Origin of the sequence: Adhaeribacter soli (genome assembly GCF_008727925.1) — a bacterium.
Lineage (GTDB): Bacteria > Bacteroidota > Bacteroidia > Cytophagales > Hymenobacteraceae > Adhaeribacter_A > Adhaeribacter_A soli.
Genome location: NZ_VTWT01000010.1, coordinates 139,001 through 163,469, shown reverse-complemented (window position 1 = coordinate 163,469; position 24,469 = coordinate 139,001). Strand labels below are relative to the sequence as shown.

Sequence of the window (24,469 nt, the reverse complement as noted above, 5' to 3'; positions counted from 1 at the left end):
ATCAAATTTACAGAATATTCAGATAAAAGCAGTATTAAAACGAATTCGGACTGAAAACAGGTGTGGCTTTAATCCAGGCCAGGGAAATAATCTTCCTGGAATAGGTAAACAGCATTTTTCCGGATGTAAAATCATGAAAAGGGAAAGGAAAAACCGGCAAGCAAATTCCTCTTAAATCTGCCTTGGTTTAAATAGGATCTCATTGCCGTCTGCTTTGGCGGACGGAGCAGCAAATCCGGCTTAAGCCCAACGATTCCTTTACAGAAAAATGGCTTAGGCTAAAGCCGTTACTTTAATTTGTCCTATAACCGTCAGCTAAAGCAGACGGCAATGAATTTTTCGCTGAAAGGACGATGGACGGTTATTCATCTATCTCCAGACAGGCCTAACCTGGTGGGGAAAAGCATAATGTAACCAATTCCCCTCCTCGGAGGGGTTAGGGGTGGGTAAATAGGAGAGCCTGCATTCCTGCATTTAAAACATGAAAGGTTGAGTTGACAGGAAGCTGAAAGCAGTTTTTTTCTTTTTAATGTACTGGCTTAAACCCACCCCTGCCCCCTCCGAGGAGGGGAATTGTCGATTAAGCCTTTTCCTGCTAAGTTAGCCTTACCGGCTAGTAATAGGTCTGAGCTAAAAATCTGAACCGGCCGAATTCATAAAAAAACTACAACTTCCGAAGGATACTTTTAACCTCAATTACAATTTAAACAAAGCCGTAAGCGCCGAAACGATAAAATTCACGCCGATAGAAAGCACGATGAAGCCCATGATCTTGGAAAGCGCTTCGAGGCCGGCTTTGCCCATGTAACGCGTAAGGCGGGTGGAGAAAAACAGGATGATAAACGAAACAAGCGCTACCAAAATAATGGCGCTAACAATCAGGGCAATATCTACGGAGGAAAGCGAACCGCTAAACATTCCGATGCTTACCGCAATGGCGCCTGGTCCGGAAAGCATGGGCATGGCTAGCGGCGCAAACGAAATATCTTCTTTGTGAATACTGGCTTCAACCGAGGTTTTGGAAATTTTCCCTCCCGCGCCTGTTTTGGAATTCAGCAGATCGAAGCCGGCTTTCATGATCATTAGCCCGCCAGCAATGCGCAGATCGTGAATTCTTACTCCGAAAAAGTTAAGCAGGTACTGGCCCGAAAAAAAGAAAATTACTAGGATTCCTACCATGTACATGCAGGCTTTGCGGGCCTGTTGGTTTCGGCGTTGCGGGGTGTCATCCTGGGTGAGGGTAAGAAAGACCGGCATGGCGCCGAAGGGGTTTACCACCGAAAATAAGGCAGAAAAAGTGGCAAGAAATAATTCCATAAAATGAGTTTGTTTCGCGGGTAAAGGTAGCTGGGCAACATTACCGGGTGGTTACGAAAGCGTTAAGCTAAGGTTTTTGGCGGAAATGAGTACCGTTTTGGGGAAAGATTTTGAAAAATGAACAGCCGGGCTTGGATAAATTCCGGATAACGCAAGGCGGGTAAATTTTCAGGTTTTATTTGCTTACTTTTGAAAGCAAAACAGCTACGACTTATTTGCACGCTATGATTGGAAACGTGAAACTGGGCATTCTGGGCGGCGGCCAGCTGGGCCGGATGCTCATTCAGGCCGGCCTCGACTTTAACCTCTACACCTTAATCCTGGACCCGGATCCGGATGCACCCTGCAAACCTATCTGCAACGAATTTTACAACGGCAGCTTCGCCGATTACGAAACAGTATATAATTTCGGGAAAAAGTGCGACGTAGTTACCATCGAAATTGAGCATGTAAATTGCGATGCGCTGGCTCAGCTGAAGAAAGAAGGCGTAACCGTTTATCCCGATCCTGAAGTGATCCGCACCATTCAGGACAAGGGTTTGCAGAAAGAATTTTACCGGCAGAACAACATCCCTACTGCTGATTTCCGGATCCTGAAAGATGCTACGGAGTTAGCAGCAAATTCCGATTTTTTACCGGCTTTTCAGAAACTGAGAACCTTAGGGTACGATGGCCGCGGCGTACAGAAAATTTCCGGCGAAGCGGATTTCAGCAAAGGTTTTGAAGCCCCTTCGGTACTGGAAAAACTGGTAGATTACGAAAAAGAAATTGCCGTGATCTGTGCGCGGAATGCTAAAGGTGAAATTGCGGTTTTCCCGGCCACGGAACTGGTTTTTCACCCGGAATTCAACCTGGTAGATTACCTAATGGCGCCGGCCAACATTTCGGAAGAACTGCAGAAAACAGTAGCAGATCTGGCCAGAAAAGTGCTAGAAGCGTTCGATATGGTTGGTTTGCTGGCCGTGGAAATGTTTTTGACCAAAACCGGCGAAGTGCTGGTTAACGAAGTAGCGCCGCGTCCGCATAATTCCGGTCACCACACCATGAAAGCCAATTACACCTCGCAATTCGAGCAGCATTTGCGGGCCATTTTAAACCTGCCGCTCGGCGATACCAAACAGCACAGCGCGGCCGTAATGGTAAATTTACTTGGTGAGCCCGGCTATTCCGGCGAAGCGAAGTACGAAGGCACCGACCAGACACTGGAAATTCCGGGAGTATTTGTACATTTATACGGAAAGAAATTTACCAAGCCTTCGCGCAAAATGGGCCACATGACCGTTCTGGCGCCAACTACTGCCGAAGCAAATGAAAAAGCCGCCAGAGCCCGAAAATATTTAAAGATAATAGCATGACCGATTCTCCTGTAACCCCTTCTAAAAGCCCGATTGTGGGTATAATTATGGGCAGCCAGTCCGACCTTCGGGTTATGGAAGCTGCTGCTGAATTTCTGGACCAGGTCCAGGTGCCTTACGAGATCAACATTGTTTCGGCGCACCGCACCCCGCACCGCATGATCGATTATGCCGAAGGTGCCCGTAAACGTGGCATCCGGGTAATAATTGCCGGGGCCGGCGGCGCGGCGCACTTGCCGGGCATGGTAGCTTCCTTAACTACCTTACCTGTAATTGGCGTGCCGGTAAAATCCAGTAATTCCATAGATGGCTGGGATTCGGTGCTTTCCATTCTGCAAATGCCGGGTGGAATTCCGGTTGCCACCGTTGCTTTAGACGGTGCCCTGAACGCGGGTATTCTGGCCGCTCAGATCCTGGGAACTACCGACCCGGTAGTAGCCGACCGTCTGGAGAAATACAAAAGCACGCTGAAAGACCGGGTAATGCGGTCTGCCGAAGAGCTGCGCCGCGGCGACCGGGATGTAGATTAATTAATTTTAACTGATAACCAGTGCTCGACCAAATTAATTATTAGAATTTGCTTGACGGGATTTGTAATCCCGTCTTAACCGAGCCGTGGGATTTGTAATCCCACTTTCTAAAAATTAACCTGGTCATGCACTAGTCCGGTTTAGAAAGTATGCATGGTCTTTAAGCGGAACGGGCACCAACCGGAATATTATTTGAAGCTATCTCAAAAAAACTACCTGTCATCGTGCCTGTCCCGGAGCATTCCGAGGAGCGATAGCGAAGGACCTCGTTGGCTCTCAGCGCCAAAACCAGATTTAACGTTTTTACCAGTAACCGACGAGTTGTTTCGCTATCGCTCAACATGACAGCCATTTTTGAGATAGCCTCTAATCGCAATTCCTTTGAGGAATTACAGTGCGTCAGCCCTTAACCACCGGTTTCTGAAATACAAATTGGGCTTAAAAATGGGCATCTTACTTTCTAAACCGCAACCTGATTCTATTGTGCAGCAGCAACGTACCATTTACCCGGCGCTTACCGGTTTGCGGTTTATTGCGGCTTCCATCATTTTCGTATTTCACAACCAGGACCTTATTCCGGAAACAGTACCTCTGCTACTTCGGAATATAATTGCGGAGTTTCACATTGGCGTTTCCGTATTTTTTGTGCTGAGCGGTTTTCTGATCGCCAACCAGTTCAACGGAACCAGTTTCGAAAAACCCAAAGCCTATCTTAAATACCTGGCCATTCGGTTTGGTAGGATCTTTCCCTTGTATTGGGCCATTCTGATCGTGCTGCAAATGCTCTGGCTATTTTCCATACCAGAGTTTTTCATTCATGCCGCGCTATTGAAAGGTTATTTCCGGGGATTTCATCCCGGCGTTGCCCAGGCCTGGTCGCTTACCGTGGAACTTGCCTTTTACGCCTGTGCCCCCTTCCTTTATAAAGCCACGCTGAAAGGAAAGATGCTGCATGCCTTTCTGGTAGTAACGCTTATTGGAGTGGCTCTTGCCAGCATCGGCAGCACCTTAACTTATCTTGGACTGAACCCCCACGAATTCGTGCCGGATCTGAAATTTGCCGCTTTCAATACCTTCTTCGGCAGGGCAAGCGAATTCTTTGCCGGCATGTTGCTTTATTATTTTATAATTCCCAAAGGAAAAGAATGGCCGGTAAAATGGATGCCGGTTACTTACGGAGGAATAATATTTTTAATAGTGAGCAGTTTGATTCTGCATGCCTTTCAAACTCCAACTGCTTTCAGTATTCATACCTGGAGCGGGCTGGCGTTTCATCATACGGTTATTCCTTTTGCCATTGCGGTTATTCTTTACGGGCTAATCCGGGAAAATACATTTTTGGGCCAACTTCTCAGTACCAGGTTTTTTATGTTGCTTGGGAATGCTTCCTATGCTTTTTACCTGATCCATTTCGGCTGGGTGAATAACTGGCTTATTTATAACGTCACCGATTCACCCTTTCTGCTTTTCATCATCCTCTGGGCAATTTCCATCGGAGTGTACCTGGCTTTCGATAAGCCCGTGTATTTGTGGCTTCGGAAGAAGATTTCAGCCATATAAGTAAAGCATAAATTAACCGTACGCACCTTCAATAAAGCTTTTATCAATAAAGCTGTAAGCCTGATTGCAACCGCAATCGGGCTTTTTTTATGCTTAGACAATAACTTTTTTCCGTCTTTTGAAGTTAATGTTTTAAAATTAGACCAATCTAAAAATAAAATTAATGTACATTGCATTGTTAAATTTAAGGTAGTTTAAATATAGATTTCGGAAATTATAAAATCAGGCAATATGCAAAAACATTTACTCCTGTTTCTCTTCGTTACTTTTATGCTGAACAAGGCTGCTAGTGGGCAAAATCTGAAAGCTGAAATCACAGGGAAAGTAACGGCTGAAGGCGAAGGGGTAAGTTTTGCCGCGGTTGGGTTGAAGGGAACTTCCTATGGGACAACGGCCGATGAGAATGGCAATTTTACGATAAAGAACATTCCGGCCGGCAATTATGAACTGTTGGTAAATACGGTTGGTTTTCAGCCTTATCAGAAAAGGATAGGAGTTGGGGCTGAAAAACTGCACTTGAAAATAGAACTGCAGAAAGCTACGCGGCAGTTGCAGGAAGTAGTGGTAAGCGGCACCATGAAAGAAACCTACGTGATGCAGTCGCCGGTGCACGTAGAGGTTTATACGCCGAAACTGTTTCAGAAAAACCCCACGCCCAGCGTTTTTGAAGCCTTGCAAATGGTGAACGGCGTGCAGCCCCAGCTCAACTGCAACGTCTGCAATACCGGCGACATCCACATCAACGGCATGGAAGGGCCTTATACCATGGTGACCATCGACGGCATGCCGATTGTAAGTTCTCTGGGCAGCGTTTACGGGCTCAGCGGCATTCCTAACAGCCTGATTCAACGGGTGGAAGTGGTAAAAGGACCGGCCTCTACGCTGTACGGTTCCGAAGCCGTGGGCGGACTCATCAACATCATTACCAAAAGCCCGAAAGATGCGCCTTTAGTTTCTGCCGACCTGATGGCCACTTCGCACCGGGAGTTTAATGCCGACCTGGCGGTAAAGTCGGAGCTTGGAAATGCACAATCCTTGCTTGGAATTAATGCTTTTACTTTTCAGGACCGGCGCGATGTGAACCACGATAATTTTACCGATATAACCCTGCAGGAGCGGATCTCAGTGTTCAACAAATGGAGTTTCGGGCGGAAGGAAAACCGGTTGGCTAACCTCGCGGCACGCTATCTTTACGAAGACCGCTGGGGCGGGGAAATGCAGTGGCAACCGGAATTCCGGGGCGGCGACAGCATTTACGGAGAATCGATCTACACCAAACGGCTGGAAGTGATCGGAAGTTATGAGTTACCCCTGCCGGAAAAGATCAGTCTGCAGTTTTCGTACAACAACCACCGGCAGAATTCGGCTTACGGCAACCTGCTTTACCTGGCAAACCAGCACATCGCGTTTGCGCAACTGCTTTGGAACAAAAGCCTGAAACGCCACGAAATTCTGGTCGGCCTGCCTTTCCGGTACACTTTCTACGACGACAATACGCCCGGTACCCAGAAAGTAAACGGGAACAACCAGCCCCAACAACTTTATCTGCCCGGAATTTTTGTGCAGAATGAGATCAGCTTATCGGAGAAGCTAACTTCCATGCCTGGCATTCGGTTCGATTACAATTCAACGCATGGCGGTATTTTTTCGCCGCGGCTGGGTTTTAAGTTTTCGCCCAATAACCATAACGTTTTTCGCTTAAATGCCGGTAACGGCTACCGGGTGGTAAACCTGTTCACCGAAGACCATGCCGCGCTTACCGGCTCCCGGGAAGTAGTAATTCTGGAAAACCTGAAACCCGAACGGAGCTGGAACGCCAGCCTGAACTACCAGAAATTCATCGATCTGAATAAGGGTTACCTGAACGTAGACGGCAGTTTGTTTTACACTTATTTCACCAACCGGATCATGGGCGATTTCTTGACCGACCCAAACCAGATCATTTACCGGAATCTGCAGGGCTATGCCATTTCGCGGGGGGGGACTTTCAACGCCGATTGGATGTTCAATTTCCCTTTAAAACTCAATGCCGGTACTACGCTAATGGAAGTTTATACCGTGCAGAATACCGGGGATAAAAGCGATGAAAAACAACCCCAGCTGCACGCCCCGAAGGTATCGGCTACTTATGCCGTCAGTTATACTTTTGGTAAGCCCGGAATAACGGTAGATTATACCGGCCGGCTTTACGGGCCTATGCATTTACCGGTGCTGGAAAATGATTTCCGGTCGGAAAAATCGCCGTGGTTTGTGCAGGACAATGTGCAGGTTACCAAAAAGTTTAAAAACCACCTGGAAGTTTATTTCGGCATTAAGAACCTGTATAACTTCCTGCCCGAAAACCCCTTAATGCGCCCCTTCGATCCGTTCGATAAACATACCGGAACCGATAATCCGCACGGTTATACTTTCGATACAACTTATAATTATGCACCCATGCAGGGCAGGAGAGGGTTTGTGGGTATCCGGTGGCAGTTACAGGCAAAGTAGCTGTCAGGTAACGATTGAAGAATTTTCAGTCCGGCAAAGGAGAGAAACTCCTTGATAATGGGGAAGAACTAGTAAGAATTGGTTTATAAAAAATACGCTACGGTAATCTTACATTTTTGGGGATATTTACCTGATTCCGGAAGTATCTGAATGGCGCTGGTATTCAGTTAAAAACGCTACCGGTTAAAAGAAAAAAGTCTTCCCGCAAAGCAGAAAGACTTTCCAATCATCCTTATGAAAACAAACTATACTTCTACCGGCAATTGTTCGGCCTGAAGTTCGGAGATAAACTGGTCCAGGATTCCTTGGCGTACGTGGGGCATTACCACAATTTTATACCAGCCGGGCTCCCGCTCGTAAGTGTCGGCTACCAGGTGGTATTTGGCAGCTAATCTGGCGGAGACAAACCTGCTTCTTATGGCAATAATATTGATGTAGGGGTTGCGGAAATAGTCTATGCCCAAACCGGTAAGTTTATGGCAGAGGCGGGTGGTGCGGTCGTTGAGCTGCTGCATTTTAACGCGCCAGCCTTCCGAGCCATGCGTGCGCAGGATCATCCAGACGGAAATGGCGTTGGCGCCGGAGCGGCTGCCGCAAAGCGTAAAGTCTTTGCCCGGAATGTACTGGGCTTCTTCGGTGCAAACGTATTCCATCCAGCCTTTCCGGATCAGGAAAATACCGGTACCATAGGGCGTTTGCAGCATTTTGTGGGCATCGATGGTAATGGAGGTAATATCCGGGTTCCGGAACGAGAACGCGCTTTCCGGATTGGTGAACGGGTAAATAAAACCGCCGAAGGCCGCATCGATGTGAAGCCGGAAATCCAGCTGTTTTTCTTTCAGGAACGTGGTGATCCGGGCAATGTCATCTACCGAGCCGAACATGGTGGTGGAAAGGTTCAGAATCAGGATATAGTGCTTAATGCCTTTTTCGGTCAGATCTGCTACGGTTTTTTCCAGGGCTTCCTGGTTTATTTGCCGGGTGCAATCGTCTACGGGCAGCACGGCGGCCGGCAAGCCCAGCAGATTCACGCCTTTGGGCATGGAGTAGTGGCTGTCCTGCGAGAAGAGTACCGCTATTTCTTCCGGCCGGGCTTTCTTCTCGTGCATAAAGTAATTCCGGTAGATCCACATGGCCTGAATATTGGCTTCCGTGCCGCCGGGCGTTACGTAGCCGTCCTGCTGGTTGGGCTGGCCGCCGAAGATCTGTTCGGCACAGATCCGGATCAGTTCGGTTTCCAGTTGCTGGGTACCTTTAAAGTAACTCAGGTGGTTGTCGGAAAGCGTATGGCAGCCGATGTGGTTGGGATTCGCGATCAGGGTTCTCAGAAAAGGGGCATCCTGCAGAAAAGGGGCATCTTCGTAGAATTCCTCCTGATCGAGGTAAGTGCCGGGAATACCCAGCACGGGCTCTTTGTGCAGGTTTATATTTTGCTGCAGGGCTTCTTCTACCCGCTGGTTAATGGCATCGTGCGAATATCTTTCCCAGAACATGTTCAGGTTTTGCATAGGTTTACTTCATGACCGGGTCAAAATTACCTGCCTTTCTGCCGGGAAACCAGGCAGCAGATCATCATTTGAAATGATCTGCGTCACCGGGAGCCTGGAATGCAGATGTTGGACAATATCAATTTACCAGGTTAATATTCTAAAAGGATTTTTCAGACACAAGCGACGGGCAGATTGCTCTTCCTGTATTAATAATCCGGAAAGGGGAAAAGGCTTGTTTAGCAGGCTGATCCACAGCAGAAGCTGGGATAATTTTTTTCGTAAAGGGGCCGTAGGGTAACCACTTATGCTCAAACTCCGCCACAGGGAAAAATCAGATTTTTCTGCCTGTTCGTGCAGGCCATATTTTCTGAATGCTAAGAAAAAGACCAAACAGGAGTTTAAGGGAAAACCAGGTAGCTGGCATAGGTTTTGGGAATATTGCCTATTTTATTGTAATTATTTTAATTTGAAAAGAGGTAACTTAGTTAAAAATACCCAATTGTAGGTATTTCATTTTTTAATTTCTCCAGTTACATTTGGGGTTAGTAATCTTGTTTTTGAAGGACCACTTCAATTGCAGCCTGAGGAATTTATTATTTAAGGATTGGTTTGCCTGGGTGAGAGCAGGTATTTTCGATCTTAAATAATACTTGGGCTGATAGGGGCAAATAAGCTGCTTCTTTTAAGCGGCACAAGGTTGTTTGTAATTAAGTAAGAGCCGGAGAACCTCCGGCTTTTGCTGTTTTTATAAATTCCGAAGGCTGAAGAACTTCCTGGCTGTTTCGTTGGGAAGAATATATTGCTTATAATTGGCAGGATTATTGGGAACAAGCCTCTTCGGAACAAGATTTAAATTCAATTTGGTATGCATAAACTATTTACGTTCACTTTTGCGCTGCTGCTAACGGGTTGGAGCCAGCAGGTTATGGCCCAGCAGGGAAAAACCGGTGGCATTAAACCGGCAACCGTATCGGCCCGGAAACTAACGGAAGACCAGAAGATCGAGCACCTGATAAATTACATCCGGGGCCTGGAAGGAGCAACTTTTATCCGGAACGGAAGCGAATACTCTGCCAAAGCCGCCGCCGAACACCTGGAGCTGAAGCGGAAAAACGCCGGCAGCCGCATAAAAACGGCCCGCCAGTTTATCGATAACCTGGCTTCCGAATCGTCGATGTCGGGCAAGAAATACCAGATCCGGATGAAAGAAGGTAAAACCTATTTCAGCCGTGAATTACTGCTGAAAGAACTGGAACGGATCGAGAAATAAAGCGGCATAACCGATCCTTTCTCTCTTGAAAAGCCTTCTCTAATCGGGAAGGTTTTTTTTGTTTCCGCCATAGCGTTTTGCAGATAGTGGTTTTGGTATTGCTTAAAATAATAACCGATCGGAGATATTGCGTGCTGCAAAATCCTGAATTTTAGTTTTGAAGTGAAGGTGTTATAAAACAAAGGGAAAGTATCAACAACCAACTAATGAGCTGGTTAATTTAGGTAGCTACGCTTGAACCTGGGTTGCCGGAAAGCCGATTACATTTATTGGTTTGATATGAAAAAAGTATTTTATTGTCTGGGAATTTTAATTTCGCTGGGGTATGCTCCAAAGGCACTTGCAGGCTTGATCTCGCTGACTAAAGCTCCCGGAGCAGGTTTCGAAGCGTTAAACAGACGAGGACTGAAACAGGATGAGTCGGAAAAGGTGAGCCGGTTAATTGCTTATGTCCGGAACATGCAGGGAGCGGTTTTTATCCGGAATGGCAAGGAATATACCCCTGCTAAAGCGGCCGACCATCTGGAGAAAAAGTATAAGAAGCACCGGAAAAAAGTAGATACCGCCAGGCAGTTTGTGGAGAAGCTGGCATCGGAATCTTCCTCCGGGAAGCCCTATTTGATCCGGTTTAGCGATGGGAGAACAGTTGACCTGGCTGAATTGCTGGACAAGGAATTGGATCGCATCGAAAAGGGATGATTCTGAAATTCCAGCATTTTGCTTCTTTGCACCATTCGTTATTTTGAGTAAAGGTTTTTTTTCGATTGAATTTTATATTCGTATATTCTTTGCTTTTTAGGGACTTAACTTCATAAGAAATATTGTTATTTTGCCGTTTCATAACAATCTCATTTTTATGAAGAGAAATCTACTTTTGTTTTGCTTGTGTGCCCTGAGTTTGAACAGTTGGGCCGGAGAAGGATTATCGGAAAAGGGATTTTTTGCTATACGCACCGGCTTAAGCGTGCCGCAAGGCGACTTTGGTAGTTTGTCGGCCAATAACCAGAATGCCGGGCTGGCAGTTAAGGGTTTTCATGTGGCGGCAGAATACGGGAATTTTTTGAGCGATTACTTTGGGCTGAGCGGTACTTTCGGCATCAGAAGACATGCCCTGGACCTTTATGAAGTAAACCGGGCTGTCATGGGGCCAAAGCTATACGCGCAATCTAAATGGCGCACCAGTTATTTGCTGGGCAACCTCCTTCTTAAATACCCGGTTTCGCAAGCTTTTTCGGTATACCTCAAAGGCGGAGCGGGCTTAACTTTTAATACCTTGCCCCAGGTCACGACCACGCCCTCCGGGCAAACAGACCAAAAAGTTACTGCCGAAGCACTTGCGTATGGCTGGGGTGGAGGCATTAAAAGCATTGTAGAAAATAGGGTGGGGTTTGGCCTCGAAATATTTTCGATCCATTCCAAACCGACGTTCAAGAACAACAACGTTACGGTAAAGCAGGATATGAATGCGCTCAATTATAGTTTAAGCATCAGCTATCAGTTCAACTAAATGTTCAGGCAAGCATTTCTATTCCTGATAAATCAGGCAATTGCATCAGAGCTTCGGTTGCCGGATGCGGGGTTCCCGCGACAGAATGGTTTTTAAATGCAGCCGCACAATATCACCCATGCCTGTACATTTCAGAAAATCCGGTGCTTTGTGGTGTTCGGCCAGTTCCCGGGCAAGCTGGGCGATTTTTTCGGGCGTGGAAATGGTGTCGGAACGCATAATGTCTACCAGGTCTTTAAGGCGGTAACGGGCGGAACGGAGGCGATGGAACAAGGAAGTGCGCTCTTCGCTCTGGTATTGCTGAATGGCCTGCGGTTTGAGTAGTTTGGTTACCAGCTCCACTACCTTATTGTTTTCCTTAAAGAATTGCGGCAGGTACATGATTTTTTTCCCTTCGTAGCTCTGCTGGTCAAAGTCGATGGAGCGGACGCGGTACTGTTCGTCTTCGAAATCAGGAGTAACATCTACCACGTAGTTGTAGGAGCGCATGTCGCCTAAAAGGCGGATAAAACAGCGTTCGTTGAACTTTACGAACTCTTTGGCGATGCGCACTTTATTGCAGTTGGGCCGCTCCAGGTATTCTTTTATAAACACGTCGCCGGGAATGCCGGCAATGTGTTCTTCAATTAAGGTTTCTTCGTTTACCAGGTAATTTATGCGGCTCGGGGAGAGGATGTGCTCCAGTTCCAGCCCGTATACCCGCGAGGCATCGGCCCGCTTCACGTAAAAATAATCGTAGTTGTCGTTCAGGCGGTTCTGGATCTGGATGCGGAAGGGGTGGGTATTGCCGAACGTGCAGTAATCGATGCGGGAAACGTGCAAGTGCTCCATTACCGAAATATCGCCGTCGGTTTTCAGCAGCGCGTAGGTCATGGTTAGGCCGTCGTTGAGTTCCTGGTGGCGGCTTTGTTCGTACATCACCGTTTGCCAGAGCGTATCTACGCCGTTTTTATCGAAGTACGGAAAAGACTCGGTGTAATGGATCAGGTCTTTGTACTGCACCGGCAGCCTGGTTTCGCGGTCGTAGTTTTGCAGGTACTTCCGAAGGCTTTTCGAAACCGGGTAGATCAGCTTTTTCTTGGAAATGAGGAGCACGGGGAAGGCGTTTAGGTACTACAAAGGAATTGACTTTTTACCTGATTCCGATACGGTTTTTTTAGCGATCGGAAAAGCTCAAATAGCTGAAATAAACAAAAAGTCTTTCCCGTTTTCCGGGAGAGACTTTAAGGGAATAGATTAATTTTATTTAACAAATTTTTTAAATACAGAGCCTTCCAGTTTGCGGTCTATTCCCTTCCAAGGGTATAAAGAAATAATCAGCCTTCCGTTTTTAGCCTGATAAATATTGATTGCATTGCGATCTCCCACCGCCCATCCTCCATTAGAGAGGGGAATGTTTCCGCTTCTTACATAATCAACAAATAATACATTTGGCTTTGATTCCACTATTGCCTTTAACCATTGTTCATCATTAACGATTTTAAAAGGGTACGGATAATTCTTTTTAACTAACTCGGGCGAATTGAAATAATAAGAAAGGTGGCTTTCTTTTACATAAAGGGTGTCTGATTTTAATATTTGCTTATAATCGGCGCTTTTATAGAAACCATTCCCAAATATGCTGTTATCATCAGAACTTTCAAGTATTTTTCTTATGTTTTCTACCGCATAAATTAGCCTTTCCGGAACAACTCCTTTCTTAAGCTCATCTAAAGGAAGTAGAAGCCAAAATAAATGATCGGTTTGGTAATATCCGGTTTTCCCCCTTTGAATTGCGAGGCCCGTAAGCGCTCCTGCATAATTAGGGTCGGTGGTGGTAACAATCCAATTTGTAATTGTTATATGGAACTTCTGGTTTCGGTTTTTGAGTTTATTAAAGTCTTGCTCATCTATTTGAATTATTTTTTTAGAGGGCCAATTCTCCTGGACCAGCTGTTCAAAAGTAAAAGTCCTGCCATTTCCGGTAGTTAGTTTAACTGAATTGAAAGGAGTATTGATCAGGTACAATTCGCTGGCCTCGAGAAAGGCTTTACAAAGCTTTTTGTCAATTTGGGCCTTTGCCGTGCCGGAGGACAAGAAAAGAAAACTTATAAAGAAGATAGAGAGAAATTTTCTATAACTGTTATGCCTTAGCTTCATAGATGCTTTTATTAAATGTTTTGTTACAATAATAATTAAAAAAGATTGTTATTGGATGGGGTTTAACCACCTAAAAACAAAAAAGTCTTCCCGGTTTCCCTAAGAGGGTTTTGCTAAACCATTCAATATGAAAATTAAGGTATAAGCTTTTATAAACAGAAAGCAGGTAATAACAAATAATTAAGGTTGTTCAATTTGATATTAAAAAAGAAATATTAAATTAACGCTTCATAAAGACCGGCTTCATTAAAAGGAGGAGAGAACTTAATCTTTATCGGATTGGAGGCGGACTTAATTTTCTGGAACTGAAGTAAAATTTTACCTAAATCAATTTTCCACTTAACCTTTTAAGAATATGAGAATAATTGTTTACGTACTTGGGGTAATTACTGCTTTCCTGGTTCTGAATGGCATGTTGTTTAAAAGCATGCATTGGGAGGGCGCCAACATGCTGATGACTATTGGGACGTTAGTGGCTTCCTTTATTTTCCTTCCTCTGGCGGCTGTTCATTTATTCCGGAGCCGGAGAAATGCCCGGTTAACTTAGCAGCATTAGCTAAATGAGCAGCAATTAAAATTACTCAGCAACCTTTCTGAAATCAACAAAAAAGCCTTTCCGGGAAACCGGAAAGGCTTTTTTAGCTTAAAACGCTAACGTTTATTTTTTGTCTCCGTCTACTTCTTCATAGTCTACGTCGGTTACGTTGTCGTGGCCTGGCTGACCGTTGCCGCCTGGAGCGCCGCCGGTGTTGCCACCCATGTTCGGGTTCGGGCCGGCGCCGGTTTCCTGCGAAGCCGCATACATTTCCTGCGAAGCTGCCTGCCACGCATTGTTGATGTTGGCCATGGCGGTATCGATCGCGGCAATGTCTTTGGAACCGTGTGCGGTGCGGAGTTCGGTTAAGGCACTTTCAATGGCCGATTTGTTGCCGGCAGAAAGTTTGTCGCCGTACTCTTTCAGCTGTTTTTCGGTCTGGAAGATCATGGAGTCCGCTGCGTTCAGCTTCTCAATTTCTTCCTTGGCCTTTTTATCAGATTCCGCGTTGGCTTGCGCTTCCTGACGCATGCGCTCGATTTCCTGCTCGCTTAAGCCGGAAGAAGCTTCGATGCGGATCTTCTGCTCTTTGCCGGTTGCTTTGTCTTTTGCCGTTACGTGCAGAATACCGTTTGCGTCGATGTCGAAAGTAACCTCGATCTGCGGAATACCGCGCGGTGCCGGTGGCAGACCGTCTAAGTGGAAACGACCGATGGTGCGGTTATCGCGGGCCATTGGGCGCTCACCCTGCAACACGTGAATTTCCACGGAAGGCTGGTTGTCGGAAGCCGTAGAGAAGGTCTCCGATTTCTTCGTAGGAATAGTTGTGTTCGATTCGATCAGCTTCGTCATTACGCCGCCCATGGTTTCGATACCCAAAGAAAGCGGGGTAACGTCCAGCAGGAGCACATCTTTAACCTCACCGGTCAGTACGCCACCCTGAATAGCAGCTCCAACGGCTACCACTTCATCCGGGTTAACGCCTTTAGATGGTTTTTTGCCGAAGAATTTCTCTACTTCTTCCTGCACTCTTGGAATACGGGTTGAACCACCTACCAGAATTACTTCGTCAATATCGTTGGTAGATAAACCTGCATCCTGTAAGGCCTTTTTGCAAGGCGCCATCGCGCGGTCTACCAGGTCGTGCACCAATTGCTCGAATTTTGCGCGGGTCAGTTTGCGTACCAAGTGTTTCGGAATACCATTCACCGGCATGATGTATGGCAGGTTAATTTCGGTTTCGTTCGAAGAAGAAAGCTCGATCTTTGCCTTCTCAGCTGCTTCTTTTAAACGCTGCAGCGCCATTGGGTCCTGACGCAGGTCAATGCCTTCGTCGTTTTTGAATTCGTCGGCTAACCAGTTAATAATTTTCTGGTCGAAGTCGTCACCACCTAAGTGGGTATCGCCGTTGGTAGAAAGTACTTCGAATACGCCGTCACCAAGTTCCAGAATAGAAATATCGAAAGTACCGCCACCTAAGTCGAATACCGCAATTTTCTGGTCTTTGTGTTTTTTATCCAGGCCGTAAGCCAAAGCAGCAGCCGTTGGTTCGTTAATGATCCGTTTTACATCCAGGCCAGCAATCGCACCGGCTTCTTTCGTAGCCTGACGCTGTGCGTCGTTAAAGTAAGCCGGAACCGTAATTACCGCTTCGGTAATTGTGGTGCCCAGGTAATCTTCGGCGGTAGCTTTCATTTTCTGAAGCACCATGGCCGAAATTTCCTGCGGTGTGTACTGACGGTCGCCGATCTGTACGCGTACGGTATTGTTTGCACCCTGCACTACCTCGTACGACACATGCTCCGAGCTAACCTCGTTAAAGCTGTGGCCCATAAAGCGCTTGATGGATGCAATGGTATTTTTCGGGTTGGTGATAGCCTGCCGTTTGGCCGGATCACCCACCTTGCGCTCGCCGTTGTCGAGGAACGCAACAATGGAAGGCGTCGTCCGGCGCCCTTCACTGTTCGGAATTACCACCGGTTCGTTGCCTTCCATTACGGCTACGCACGAGTTGGTAGTTCCTAAGTCGATGCCAATAATTTTTCCCATTATGTTTTATTTAGTTAGTTGCTAATAAAGATTTAGAGTTCGGAAGGCATTTATCAAGCGTTGTGCCAACCGGAAAAAAAGAATGCCTTCGTGACAGATTGTCAGAAGGCGTTCCGTAAAAAAAAATCTAAATGGAGTTATTACTGGAATTTCAACCGGGTATCGTTCTTTAATTGTTTCAGGGCATCGGTTGTAAGCGTGGCATAAACAACCTTCTGAGCGCGGGAAGACACCAGGCCGGCGCCGTTCCTCACATTGCTGAATTCGGGCCGGGTTTGCGAATAAATGGAATAGGAGGTATTGGCGCGGTAGTTAAGGGCTAATAATTGCGAACCGGCCGTTACGGTAATGATCACCTTGCCGTCGGTAGTCCGTTTGGTGGTGCCATTATCGTTCTGGGTATTGATCTGGTTTGCCAGGGTGTTGTAGAAAGAGTTGTTTTCGATCCTGATGCGGATTTCATTTTCGCCTAAAGAGGATGGGGATTTTAACTCGTTGTTAAGCGGGTACCAGGTAATGGTTTTCTGTTGCGACACGCCATTAGTGGTTTCGGTATAAGGAAAATCTATCCGGGTGCTGTAAATGTACCCGTTGGACGGGGTATTGAAAGCGATGGCATTGTTGGTTTTATGCGGCTCGTATTCTACGTATGTATCTAAGGTGTCGAAGCAATCTCTCCCGATCGTATTTTTCATGCTGACCCGGAAAATACAAAGTTCGTTGCTTTTTACCAGGGAAGTAGCGGCACTGGCCGATAAACCGCTCCGGGTACTGTGTGCCACTACCCGGTAAATGGAATTTTCATCTAACTGACCAGGCTGGTTAGGCAGGGTGCGGTAAAGAATGGTGCTATCGGAGAAAAAGCTGCCCGCATCTTTACCTTTGCTTACATAACGCTCCAGCGTATAGGTATTCAAAACGGTACTGTCCTTGCCCAGGCGCTCCAGCCGCACTGTCAGATCTTCCGGCCTGAAAGTGGTTGAGTCGAGGTTACTGGCAGCAATGGTAACCGCGTTGCTTTTCGTATTCAGAAATGCCTTGTTCACTTTAACGTAGTGGATCTTTTCGCCGGGGTTCAGCAGGCTGTAAATAACCATGGTTTCTTTGTAATCGGCATTGGGGTCCAGATCGGTGGAGCAGCCGGAAAGCGCGAAAGCGCCAAAGCCAAGTATGGTTAAGCAGCGAAGGGCAAAGGTATGTAAACGCATGTGCTGGTTTTAATCGGTAATGTTTGCAGTACCACAAATATAGTACTAATTGTTAATTGGTTGGGTAGCTGAAGCTTATTTATCGGGCTGAAATGGAAGTGAAAACCACAAAAATATCCGGATAGCGAATGTAGCCGGCCGCGTTAACGCCGTAAGTTTTTTAAGGCCCTGATTTCTGCTGCCGTTAATTCGCGGCTTTCTCCGGGCTGCAAACTGCCAAGCGTAAGCGGGCCAATGGCTTCCCGGATCAGGCGCAACGTAGGGAAACCAACGGCAGCGGTCATTTTACGCACCTGCCGGTTCATGCCCTGGCTGATCTTTATCTCTACCCAGTTGGTTGGAATGTTGGCTCGGAAGCGGATCGGTTTGGAGCGTTCCCATACAGCGGGTTCGGCTTCCAGTAAACGGGCTTTGGCAGGAGCGGTTTTTACGTTCTTAATGATTACGCCGCGCCGGAGTTTTTCCAAAGCCATTTCGTCCGGAATACCTTCCACCTGAGCCCAATAGGTTTTCTCTACTTTAAATTTCGGATCGGAAAGGCGGTGCTGCAATTCCTTGTCGTCGGTAAGTAAAACCAGGCCTTCAGAATCGTAATCGAGGCGCCCGACTGGGTAAACGCCGGGTACTTTTACAAATTCCTTCAGGGTAAGCCGGTCGTTCTCATCGGTAAACTGCGTGAGTACTTCGAAAGGCTTGTTGAGGATGAGGTAATTCAAGAGAGTTATGAGTTAAAAGTTTAGAGTTATGAGTTTTAGAACTGAAAAGGATACCAATTCAGTATGACAGTTTGATTCAAACTATGTGGACTGTGTCCTCACAGGCCACTTCCGGGATTTGCCAGTTCAACCCTTCAATATTCACTTATTTGCAGCCTGCAAATTAAAATCTTTCCCGGTAATCGGTTAGAAAATTAAATTCCTGATCCATACTTTCATAAAACCGGGCCGAGGAGAACATATATGCTTCTGGACGTTTAGCTAAATTCCAATGCGCCTGCAAGGGATTCAGGTGCAGGTATTGAAGTTTCTGTTCAGCCATGGTTTTAGAATTTACCGGAAAGGCTAGTGGATCTCTTTGCCAGAATCGGTACTTTCTCTCTGGTTCGTCTACTTCAAATTCAGAAAGCAGCGAAGGATTGGTTGATCTCAGTTCTTTCTGAAATTCATGAGCGGTAAATTTCTGGAAAGAAGCATAGGGCATTTCTTTTCCGTTCATGGCTATCATTTCCCAAAGCAGATGCACGTGGTTTGGCATGATCACGAATCCGTAAATCCTTATCTTTCCTTTTGCGTGCAGGTGTTTCAAGCTGTTGACGATAATTGCCTTGGATGTATGGTGAAGAAGTAAAGGTTTCCAATCGAGAATGGTGGAAGTCCAGAAATAAACCTGACTCAATTCCATTTTCGACTTTCTCTGTCTGGCTTCTTCGGACATTGAATTGCTGTAAACTTCTGTTGTTGAAAGGGATGCTTTGCGGGTATTAACTCAAAAGCGGTCTGTGGGGACACAGACCGCATAGTAGGAAATCATTTCTAATTTCTAATTATAACTTAAATGCTGCCATAATATTTCCTCAGAAACCATTCTGCTGAAATCAGGGCCAGGATCACGAAGAAAAGCCATTTCAGGTTGATGAGGTCTTTCAGGGATTCCTGGGTGAAGATCAGGTTTTTGAAATCGGCTTTCAGCAGGTCGTTTTCGAGTTGATTTAATTGGGTAGGGTAGTAGAGCTTGCTACCGTTTTTGCGGGCCAGCTGGTGCAGTAAATTGTGGTTGGCCAGGGAAGTTAAGGTTTCGAGAGCCAGGTCCTGCACCAAAAATTCGCCGGAATCCTGAACACGTTTGCCTTCCAGGGTGGTGGACGCGGTGTAACGGTACACGCCGCCCGGTAATATTCCTACGTTCAGACCGGAAAAATTTTCGCCGTTCACAAAATTGTACGTGCGGGTTTTCTTTTGCTCGTCGGTAAGGGTGAGGTTAATGGTCTGGCCGTAGATTTTTTCGTAAATGGCATTGTACACTTCGCTCTGGAAACGCACGTCTTCCGAAACCAGGAATTCGTCCTGCACCGGATAAACATTCAGGCGTTTTTTATTCTCCTTCGTGGCCAGCAATTGTACCAGGTCGGTAACGAGTTTATCAAAATGAGGGGCTTTTTCGGTTTCGGAGGCTTCGCTTAAACGCCATTGCCACGTTCCTTCGCCCAGCAATACGCCTACGGTTCTTTCTGCACCGGTTTGTACGGCCAGCAGCGGTTTCGTGGTTTTTAAGCGGCCTACCTGTTGCTGCAATACTACTTCGGAAGCGGGGCTCAGGCGGAAATCGGCAAACGGTACGGTAACCGGCGGAAATTTCAGGAACGTTGCGGCAGCATTTTCGGCAAACCCGAACTTGGTAAAACCAGGATTGATCACCGGTACTACTTCATCGGTCTGGTTGCCGCGCGGCGCTACAAAAACGGCCGTTTGCTGCTTGTTGAATTCAGCCAGATCGGATTGTGCGCCTAAAATGTAAAGCGCGGGTAATTTTTTGGAATTAATCATTTGCAACACTTCGTCGCCGGCGCGTAAACGGCTCGGGATCTGGTGCAGAATGGCCATGTCGTAGTCCGCTTTTTTCAGGGGGTAAATGCCGGCAAGGTAAAGATCCACCTCAAAGTTTTCGTCGGTTTCGATGGCGCTTTTCAGGGCTTTCACATCCGGGTGCGGTACGGCGGCAGCCAGCAGCACCTTCAGCTTTCCTTTTACAATTTCCAGGTAAGCGTGTTTGCTGTTGTTGAGTTTGGTGAATTCGCCGGGCAGGCTTTCTACTACAATTTCGTAGTGTTTTTTGCCGGGCTGGGCTGCGGTTAGGGTAAAGGTTACCTGTTCGGTGAGTTTGTTTTTCTGCAGGTTTACGGTTTTTCTTTCCAGCACCTTACCGTTTTCCTTAATAACTACGCCTACCGTGGCGGAGCCAAAACCATCGTTGCGAACTTCGGCCACGATCGGGAATTTATTGCCGCTGAACGCCACTTTGTTGTATTGCAGTGCCGGCAAACTTATGTCCCTTTTCGGTACAGTATCGCCTAAGGCAACCGGGTAAAGTTTGAACGGAAAGTCGGAATAGGCCGGCGATTTTCCCTGGTTTGCAATGCCGTCGGAAAGCAACACTACGGCGGCTAAATTCCGGTTCTCGTAGGTTTCGGCCACGTTGTTGAGCAGGCCGTCGAGGTTCGTACTTTTCTGGTTGAATTGAATACCATTTAAGTCGGTTTGCTGCGAGGCATCCAAGGTTTTTACGGCCGTTTCGATACCATTTTCGGCCAGTTTTTCCCGGATTCCGGCCAAACCCTGCCGGGTACTCCGGAGGGTGCTGGAATCGGTAAACAAGCGAACGGATTCGGAATTATCGATAGCAAAAACGATGGTAGGTTTTTCGGTGGTGTTGGTGAAATAGCGCACTACCGGCCCCAGCAACAGAAAGCATAAAAAACTGACTACCAGAAACCGCAACGCTGCCAGCGAATAATTCAGCTTTTTGCTCCAGGGCGGGTTTTTGGAATACAGCAGCCATGCGTATGCAACGCCTGCCAGCAGGCACAGCGGCAGCAACCAGGCTGAATGCGTTAAAAGTATTCTGAATTGCTCCAAGTTAGTTGTTGGTTGTTAGTTGTTGGTGAGCTATGGTTGTTTGTTGGTGGTTGTTAGTCCCTGGAAATAATTTATGAAGCCATTCAGTATCTTTTTGCAGGTTGTTAATTTTGCTATTGACTCTTGAAACTGGGTTTCAGGTAAATATTTCAAATCCAAGGCTATATAAAGCTGGGTTTCCAATTCATACAGCGAACCTCGGGCAATAAAAAGAAATTGAACCGTATCTTTAGAAGTACTTCTGCCACAACCTTCGGCAATGTTGGAAGGAATAGAAACTGCACTTCTTCTTATCTGGCTGGTTAAGCCGAATAATTCCTCTTTCGGAAACAATGCCGAGAACTGGTAAATATCGGTTACCAACTCCCGGCATTTTTGCCAAACTTCTAAATTGGTATATGGTCGCTGCATTTTTCAGGTTTAATTTAGCATCTACACAGCCTCTCTATACAACCAGAAAACCCTAAAAGTTATTGCATCACCAACAACTAACAACCATCAACCAACAACTAGGTTAACATGCCGCCGTCTACCTGCAGCACCTGGCCGGTGATGTAGGCTGATTGGTCGGAAGCCAGGAATACGGCGCAATTGGCAATGTCTTCGCCGGAGCCGGCCCGTTTCAGCGGAATGGCCTGTTTCCAGCCTTCCACTACGGCTGCGTCCAGTTCGCCGGTCATTTCGGTTTCGATAAAGCCCGGAGCAATGGCGTTGGAACGGATATTTCTTGAGCCTAATTCCAGGGCTACCGATTTCGTGAAACCGATAATACCCGCTTTGGAAGCAGCGTAATTAGCCTGTCCGGCGTTGCCTTTAATGCCTACTACGGAAGTAATATTGATGATAGAACCGGTTTTGGCACGCATCATGTGCTTGGTAGCGGCTTTGGTCAGGTTGAAAACCGATTTCAGGTTGGTGTTGATCACGGCATCCCAGTTTTCTTCGGTCATGCGCATAAGCAGGCCATCGCGGGTAATGCCGGCATTGTTCACCAGAATATCCAGCTTTCCGAATTCCTTAACCACATCTTCCACCAATTGTTCGGCCTGTTTAAAATCGGAAGCATCGGAACGGAAACCTTTTACTTTGGCGCCGTTCTGGCTAAGCTCGTTTTCCAGCGCCTGGCCTTTTTCTACGCTCGATAAATACGTGAACGCTACGTTGGCGCCCATATCGGCAAATTTCTGAGCAATGGCGCGGCCAATTCCTTTGGAGGCGCCGGTAATTAAAGCAGTTTTTCCTTCAAGTACTTTCATAACCTCAAAGGTAAAAAAGTTGTCCGTTGGTTAAAACCAACTGCAATTATTATTTAAGGTGTCTTGTTGCTAAACAGAGATTTTGCAGCATAATACTACCATTTTATGTTTAAAGTGACTCTTTTCTGTAGCGTAGGGGTAAAACGCTACTCTACAGTGATATGTGTTTATTAACTTGCCTGGCGATCTTCGGCCTTGGATGTTTTATTTTGTTCCTGCTTTACCGGTACCCGTATAATCCGGCCAAAGCGCTTAATCCGAAAATGCGGGCTGTTAAGCGGATGTTGCGGAAAGAAATTGCCTGATAAAGAAAAGGCCTTGAAGGATGAATTCAGGACCTTTTGGTTTATATAATTTATGCTTTGCTGAAAACGCCAATGTTTTGCATCGCATTAGCGAAGCACTTTACGGGAGAATTAAAACGCCCCGTTGGGACAGTTTGCCTTTACTTCAAATTCTTTTTAAAAAATGCTTCCAATTTATCAAATGGAATTAATTCGGTTCGGTCATACAGATCTACGTGGTCTGCTTTTGGTACGATCACCAACTCCTTCGGTTCGGAAGCCATTTTATAAACATCTTCAGAATAATAACGGGAGTGGGCATTTTCTCCTGCAAGCAGCAAAACCGGACGGGGCGAGATCATCTCTATGTTTGCGGCCATTGGAAAACTGAAGAATGCCATGGGGGTTGTAGCAGTCCAGGCGGTTGTAGAGTTGATGGACCTCGGATGAAAGCCCCGCGGCGTCCGGTAATAATCGAAGAATGAAGCTAATACCGGGTCCGGGTTTTGGGGCAGGGCTTCAGGAAGCACCCGCTTTCCCTTTGCAACATTGCCCTTTTCGTCAAAAGGAACTTCGTGTAAGCCAACCGCATAATTCCCGTTCTCCGCATCCAGCCAACGCTGTTGGCTTAAGTAATTGATAACCTTATAACGTTGCTCCTTTGTGTAACTATCTTTATGGTTGCGGCTCATGCTCCGCGAAATATCATACATAGAAGCCGTGGCAACAGCCTTGATCCGGGAATCGCTGGTAGTGGCTGTAAGGGCCATACCGCTCAAACCACAAATGGCCATTACGCCAATGCGGTTGCGGTTAACGGAAGGCAATAAGCCCGCGTAGTCCACTGCTGCACTAAAGTCTTCTGTAAAAATATCGGGCGAGGCAACATTACGAACTTCTCCGCCACTTTCACCCGTAAAGGAAGGGTCGAATGCCAGCGTTATAAACCCCCGGGCTGCCAGTTCGTTTGCGTAAAGCCCTGAAGACTGCTCTTTCACCGCTCCAAACGGACCACTCAATATAATGGCGGGAAGTTTTTGATTTCCCAAGGTTTTTGGTGTGTAAAGGTCGCCGGCCACCGTAATTCCATATCGGTTTTTGAAATTGATTTTCTGGCGCGTTACCTTATCGCTCAATTCAAAAGTGTAATGATCCTGGTTTTGCTTCCTGTTTACACTTTTAAGTTTTGAATTCTGACTTATTGCTTGCCCACTGATCAGTAAGGCCACTATCATGCTTATTAAATTTTTCATCTTAAATTGATTTAATGAATTTTGCCGGAATGCCTCCCACAACCGTATTGGCGGGCACATCTTTCGACACTACTGCTCCGGCGGCAACAACCGAATTTTCGCCAATCGTTACCCCCTGAAGAATTGTTGCATTTGCCCCGATCCAGGCATTTTTTCCGATGTGAATGGGTTGGGGAATAAGCGAATGCCTGTTTTCCGGGGAAAGGGGATGACCTTCTGAAAGTAGCTTCACCCCGGGCGCCAGCATTACATTGTCTTCCAGGGTAATGCCGCCCAGATCCAGAAAAGTGCAGCCAAAGTTGATAAATACATTCTTGCCGATTTTGGTATTCTTGCCGTAGTTGATGTATAAGGGCGGAAATACAGCCGTCGATTCATCGATTTCCTTTCCGGTAATCTGGCCCAGTATATTCCGGATCTCCCCCGGGTTGCTGGAATTATTCATTTGTTGAACCAATTTAATGGTCGCGTAAGATTTTTCCCGCAATTGGCTAACCTGAGGATCGGCCGGGCTTATTATTTCCCCATTCCTTAATCGTTCAAAAATATCTTTATCGGGTGTATTCATGTTATATTATTTTGGTTTACAAAGTT

22 protein-coding genes are annotated in these 24,469 nt (G+C 46.6%); 9 read left to right on the top strand and 13 right to left on the bottom strand.

All coding sequences use genetic code 11. From position 1 onward, the window contains the following. Positions 1 to 696: 696 nt before the first annotated feature. The gene (locus F0P94_RS16710; protein WP_150905151.1) at positions 697 to 1,317 is read right to left on the bottom strand and encodes a MarC family protein; all 621 of its coding nucleotides are present in this window, start codon (positions 1,315 to 1,317) and stop codon (positions 697 to 699) included. Between the two features lie 224 nt (positions 1,318 to 1,541). Here F0P94_RS16710 and F0P94_RS16705 point away from each other — a divergent pair, with 224 nt between their 5' ends. The 4 genes from F0P94_RS16705 to F0P94_RS16690 all read left to right on the top strand — a co-directional run bounded on the left by F0P94_RS16705 (position 1,542) and on the right by F0P94_RS16690 (position 7,252). Continuing rightward, positions 1,542 to 2,672, top strand: a complete 1,131-nt coding sequence (locus F0P94_RS16705; RefSeq protein ID WP_150905199.1) for a 5-(carboxyamino)imidazole ribonucleotide synthase — start codon at positions 1,542 to 1,544, stop codon at positions 2,670 to 2,672. Beyond that, positions 2,669 to 3,202 carry a 5-(carboxyamino)imidazole ribonucleotide mutase gene (gene purE, locus F0P94_RS16700; RefSeq protein WP_191907077.1) on the top strand — a complete coding sequence of 178 codons (534 nt, stop codon included), beginning with the start codon at positions 2,669 to 2,671 and terminating at the stop codon, positions 3,200 to 3,202. The genes F0P94_RS16705 and purE overlap by 4 nt, the downstream gene beginning before the upstream one ends. Positions 3,203 to 3,646: 444 nt before the next feature. After that, entirely contained in the window at positions 3,647 to 4,762 is a 1,116-nt protein-coding gene (locus F0P94_RS16695; RefSeq protein WP_150905149.1) for an acyltransferase family protein, read from the top strand. A gap of 231 nt (positions 4,763 to 4,993) precedes the next feature. Then, positions 4,994 to 7,252 carry a TonB-dependent receptor gene (locus tag F0P94_RS16690; protein ID WP_150905147.1) on the top strand — a complete coding sequence of 753 codons (2,259 nt, stop codon included), beginning with the start codon at positions 4,994 to 4,996 and terminating at the stop codon, positions 7,250 to 7,252. Positions 7,253 to 7,497: 245 nt separating this feature from the next. On the opposite strand, the gene F0P94_RS16685 is transcribed toward F0P94_RS16690, so the two are convergent. Further along, on the bottom strand, positions 7,498 to 8,760 hold the full coding sequence (locus F0P94_RS16685) for a pyridoxal-dependent decarboxylase (RefSeq protein ID WP_225307256.1): 1,263 nt from the start codon (positions 8,758 to 8,760) through the stop codon (positions 7,498 to 7,500). 847 nt (positions 8,761 to 9,607) lie between these two features. Between F0P94_RS16685 and F0P94_RS16680 the strand changes: the two genes are divergently transcribed. The 3 genes from F0P94_RS16680 to F0P94_RS16670 all read left to right on the top strand — a co-directional run bounded on the left by F0P94_RS16680 (position 9,608) and on the right by F0P94_RS16670 (position 11,519). Beyond that, positions 9,608 to 10,012 carry a DUF5329 family protein gene (locus tag F0P94_RS16680; protein WP_150905145.1) on the top strand — a complete coding sequence of 135 codons (405 nt, stop codon included), beginning with the start codon at positions 9,608 to 9,610 and terminating at the stop codon, positions 10,010 to 10,012. A 279-nt stretch (positions 10,013 to 10,291) separates the two neighbouring features. Next, entirely contained in the window at positions 10,292 to 10,711 is a 420-nt protein-coding gene (locus F0P94_RS16675; RefSeq protein ID WP_150905143.1) for a DUF5329 family protein, read from the top strand. Between the two features lie 157 nt (positions 10,712 to 10,868). Continuing rightward, a complete protein-coding gene (locus F0P94_RS16670; RefSeq protein WP_150905141.1) occupies positions 10,869 to 11,519 on the top strand; it encodes an outer membrane beta-barrel protein in 651 nt (216 codons plus the stop codon). 45 nt (positions 11,520 to 11,564) lie between these two features. Here F0P94_RS16670 and F0P94_RS16665 read toward each other — a convergent pair whose 3' ends face one another. Continuing rightward, positions 11,565 to 12,614: a hypothetical protein gene (locus F0P94_RS16665; RefSeq protein ID WP_150905139.1), complete on the bottom strand. Its 1,050-nt coding sequence runs from the start codon at positions 12,612 to 12,614 to the stop codon at positions 11,565 to 11,567. A gap of 147 nt (positions 12,615 to 12,761) precedes the next feature. Beyond that, positions 12,762 to 13,658, bottom strand: coding sequence for a hypothetical protein (locus F0P94_RS16660; protein ID WP_150905137.1), 897 nt, complete (start codon positions 13,656 to 13,658; stop codon positions 12,762 to 12,764). Positions 13,659 to 14,013: 355 nt separating this feature from the next. Here F0P94_RS16660 and F0P94_RS16655 point away from each other — a divergent pair, with 355 nt between their 5' ends. Then, positions 14,014 to 14,205: a GldL-related protein gene (locus tag F0P94_RS16655; RefSeq protein ID WP_150905135.1), complete on the top strand. Its 192-nt coding sequence runs from the start codon at positions 14,014 to 14,016 to the stop codon at positions 14,203 to 14,205. Between the two features lie 111 nt (positions 14,206 to 14,316). Here F0P94_RS16655 and dnaK read toward each other — a convergent pair whose 3' ends face one another. From dnaK to fabG, 7 genes are all read right to left on the bottom strand, one after another. Further along, on the bottom strand, positions 14,317 to 16,242 hold the full coding sequence (dnaK, locus tag F0P94_RS16650) for a molecular chaperone DnaK (protein WP_150905133.1): 1,926 nt from the start codon (positions 16,240 to 16,242) through the stop codon (positions 14,317 to 14,319). A gap of 140 nt (positions 16,243 to 16,382) precedes the next feature. Next, positions 16,383 to 17,450 carry a hypothetical protein gene (locus F0P94_RS16645; protein ID WP_150905131.1) on the bottom strand — a complete coding sequence of 356 codons (1,068 nt, stop codon included), beginning with the start codon at positions 17,448 to 17,450 and terminating at the stop codon, positions 16,383 to 16,385. 143 nt (positions 17,451 to 17,593) lie between these two features. Continuing rightward, positions 17,594 to 18,166, bottom strand: coding sequence for a pseudouridine synthase (locus tag F0P94_RS16640; protein WP_150905130.1), 573 nt, complete (start codon positions 18,164 to 18,166; stop codon positions 17,594 to 17,596). Positions 18,167 to 18,329: 163 nt separating this feature from the next. Beyond that, positions 18,330 to 18,851, bottom strand: a complete 522-nt coding sequence (locus tag F0P94_RS16635) for a transposase (RefSeq protein ID WP_150905128.1) — start codon at positions 18,849 to 18,851, stop codon at positions 18,330 to 18,332. A gap of 149 nt (positions 18,852 to 19,000) precedes the next feature. Continuing rightward, on the bottom strand, positions 19,001 to 21,082 hold the full coding sequence (locus F0P94_RS16630) for a VWA domain-containing protein (RefSeq protein WP_150905126.1): 2,082 nt from the start codon (positions 21,080 to 21,082) through the stop codon (positions 19,001 to 19,003). Between the two features lie 30 nt (positions 21,083 to 21,112). Beyond that, positions 21,113 to 21,445, bottom strand: coding sequence for a four helix bundle protein (locus tag F0P94_RS16625; protein ID WP_394349690.1), 333 nt, complete (start codon positions 21,443 to 21,445; stop codon positions 21,113 to 21,115). A gap of 146 nt (positions 21,446 to 21,591) precedes the next feature. Then, positions 21,592 to 22,338, bottom strand: coding sequence for a 3-oxoacyl-[acyl-carrier-protein] reductase (fabG, locus tag F0P94_RS16620; protein WP_150905122.1), 747 nt, complete (start codon positions 22,336 to 22,338; stop codon positions 21,592 to 21,594). A 161-nt stretch (positions 22,339 to 22,499) separates the two neighbouring features. On the opposite strand from fabG, the gene F0P94_RS19730 reads away from it, so the two are divergent. Next, positions 22,500 to 22,643, top strand: coding sequence for a hypothetical protein (locus F0P94_RS19730; protein ID WP_191907076.1), 144 nt, complete (start codon positions 22,500 to 22,502; stop codon positions 22,641 to 22,643). A gap of 140 nt (positions 22,644 to 22,783) precedes the next feature. Here F0P94_RS19730 and F0P94_RS16615 read toward each other — a convergent pair whose 3' ends face one another. Together F0P94_RS16615 and F0P94_RS16610 are read right to left on the bottom strand one after the other, a co-directional pair. Continuing rightward, positions 22,784 to 23,875: an alpha/beta hydrolase gene (locus F0P94_RS16615; protein ID WP_150905120.1), complete on the bottom strand. Its 1,092-nt coding sequence runs from the start codon at positions 23,873 to 23,875 to the stop codon at positions 22,784 to 22,786. A 1-nt stretch (position 23,876) separates the two neighbouring features. Next, on the bottom strand, positions 23,877 to 24,443 hold the full coding sequence (locus tag F0P94_RS16610; RefSeq protein ID WP_150905118.1) for a sugar O-acetyltransferase: 567 nt from the start codon (positions 24,441 to 24,443) through the stop codon (positions 23,877 to 23,879). Positions 24,444 to 24,469: the final 26 nt, after the last annotated feature.

Coding starts and splice junctions, on each gene's coding strand:
- purE (WP_191907077.1), top strand. CDS start 2,669: ATGACCGATTCTCCTGTAACCCCTTCTAAAAGCCCGATTGTGGGTATA.
- F0P94_RS16670 (WP_150905141.1), top strand. CDS start 10,869: ATGAAGAGAAATCTACTTTTGTTTTGCTTGTGTGCCCTGAGTTTGAAC.
- fabG (WP_150905122.1), bottom strand. CDS start 22,338: ATGAAAGTACTTGAAGGAAAAACTGCTTTAATTACCGGCGCCTCCAAA.
- F0P94_RS19730 (WP_191907076.1), top strand. CDS start 22,500: ATGTGTTTATTAACTTGCCTGGCGATCTTCGGCCTTGGATGTTTTATT.
- F0P94_RS16645 (WP_150905131.1), bottom strand. CDS start 17,450: ATGCGTTTACATACCTTTGCCCTTCGCTGCTTAACCATACTTGGCTTT.
- F0P94_RS16615 (WP_150905120.1), bottom strand. CDS start 23,875: ATGAAAAATTTAATAAGCATGATAGTGGCCTTACTGATCAGTGGGCAA.
- F0P94_RS16690 (WP_150905147.1), top strand. CDS start 4,994: ATGCAAAAACATTTACTCCTGTTTCTCTTCGTTACTTTTATGCTGAAC.
- F0P94_RS16660 (WP_150905137.1), bottom strand. CDS start 13,658: ATGAAGCTAAGGCATAACAGTTATAGAAAATTTCTCTCTATCTTCTTT.
- F0P94_RS16655 (WP_150905135.1), top strand. CDS start 14,014: ATGAGAATAATTGTTTACGTACTTGGGGTAATTACTGCTTTCCTGGTT.
- F0P94_RS16695 (WP_150905149.1), top strand. CDS start 3,647: ATGGGCATCTTACTTTCTAAACCGCAACCTGATTCTATTGTGCAGCAG.
- F0P94_RS16705 (WP_150905199.1), top strand. CDS start 1,542: ATGATTGGAAACGTGAAACTGGGCATTCTGGGCGGCGGCCAGCTGGGC.
- F0P94_RS16635 (WP_150905128.1), bottom strand. CDS start 18,851: ATGGAATTGAGTCAGGTTTATTTCTGGACTTCCACCATTCTCGATTGG.
- dnaK (WP_150905133.1), bottom strand. CDS start 16,242: ATGGGAAAAATTATTGGCATCGACTTAGGAACTACCAACTCGTGCGTA.
- F0P94_RS16680 (WP_150905145.1), top strand. CDS start 9,608: ATGCATAAACTATTTACGTTCACTTTTGCGCTGCTGCTAACGGGTTGG.
- F0P94_RS16675 (WP_150905143.1), top strand. CDS start 10,292: ATGAAAAAAGTATTTTATTGTCTGGGAATTTTAATTTCGCTGGGGTAT.
- F0P94_RS16685 (WP_225307256.1), bottom strand. CDS start 8,760: ATGCAAAACCTGAACATGTTCTGGGAAAGATATTCGCACGATGCCATT.
- F0P94_RS16710 (WP_150905151.1), bottom strand. CDS start 1,317: ATGGAATTATTTCTTGCCACTTTTTCTGCCTTATTTTCGGTGGTAAAC.
- F0P94_RS16610 (WP_150905118.1), bottom strand. CDS start 24,443: ATGAATACACCCGATAAAGATATTTTTGAACGATTAAGGAATGGGGAA.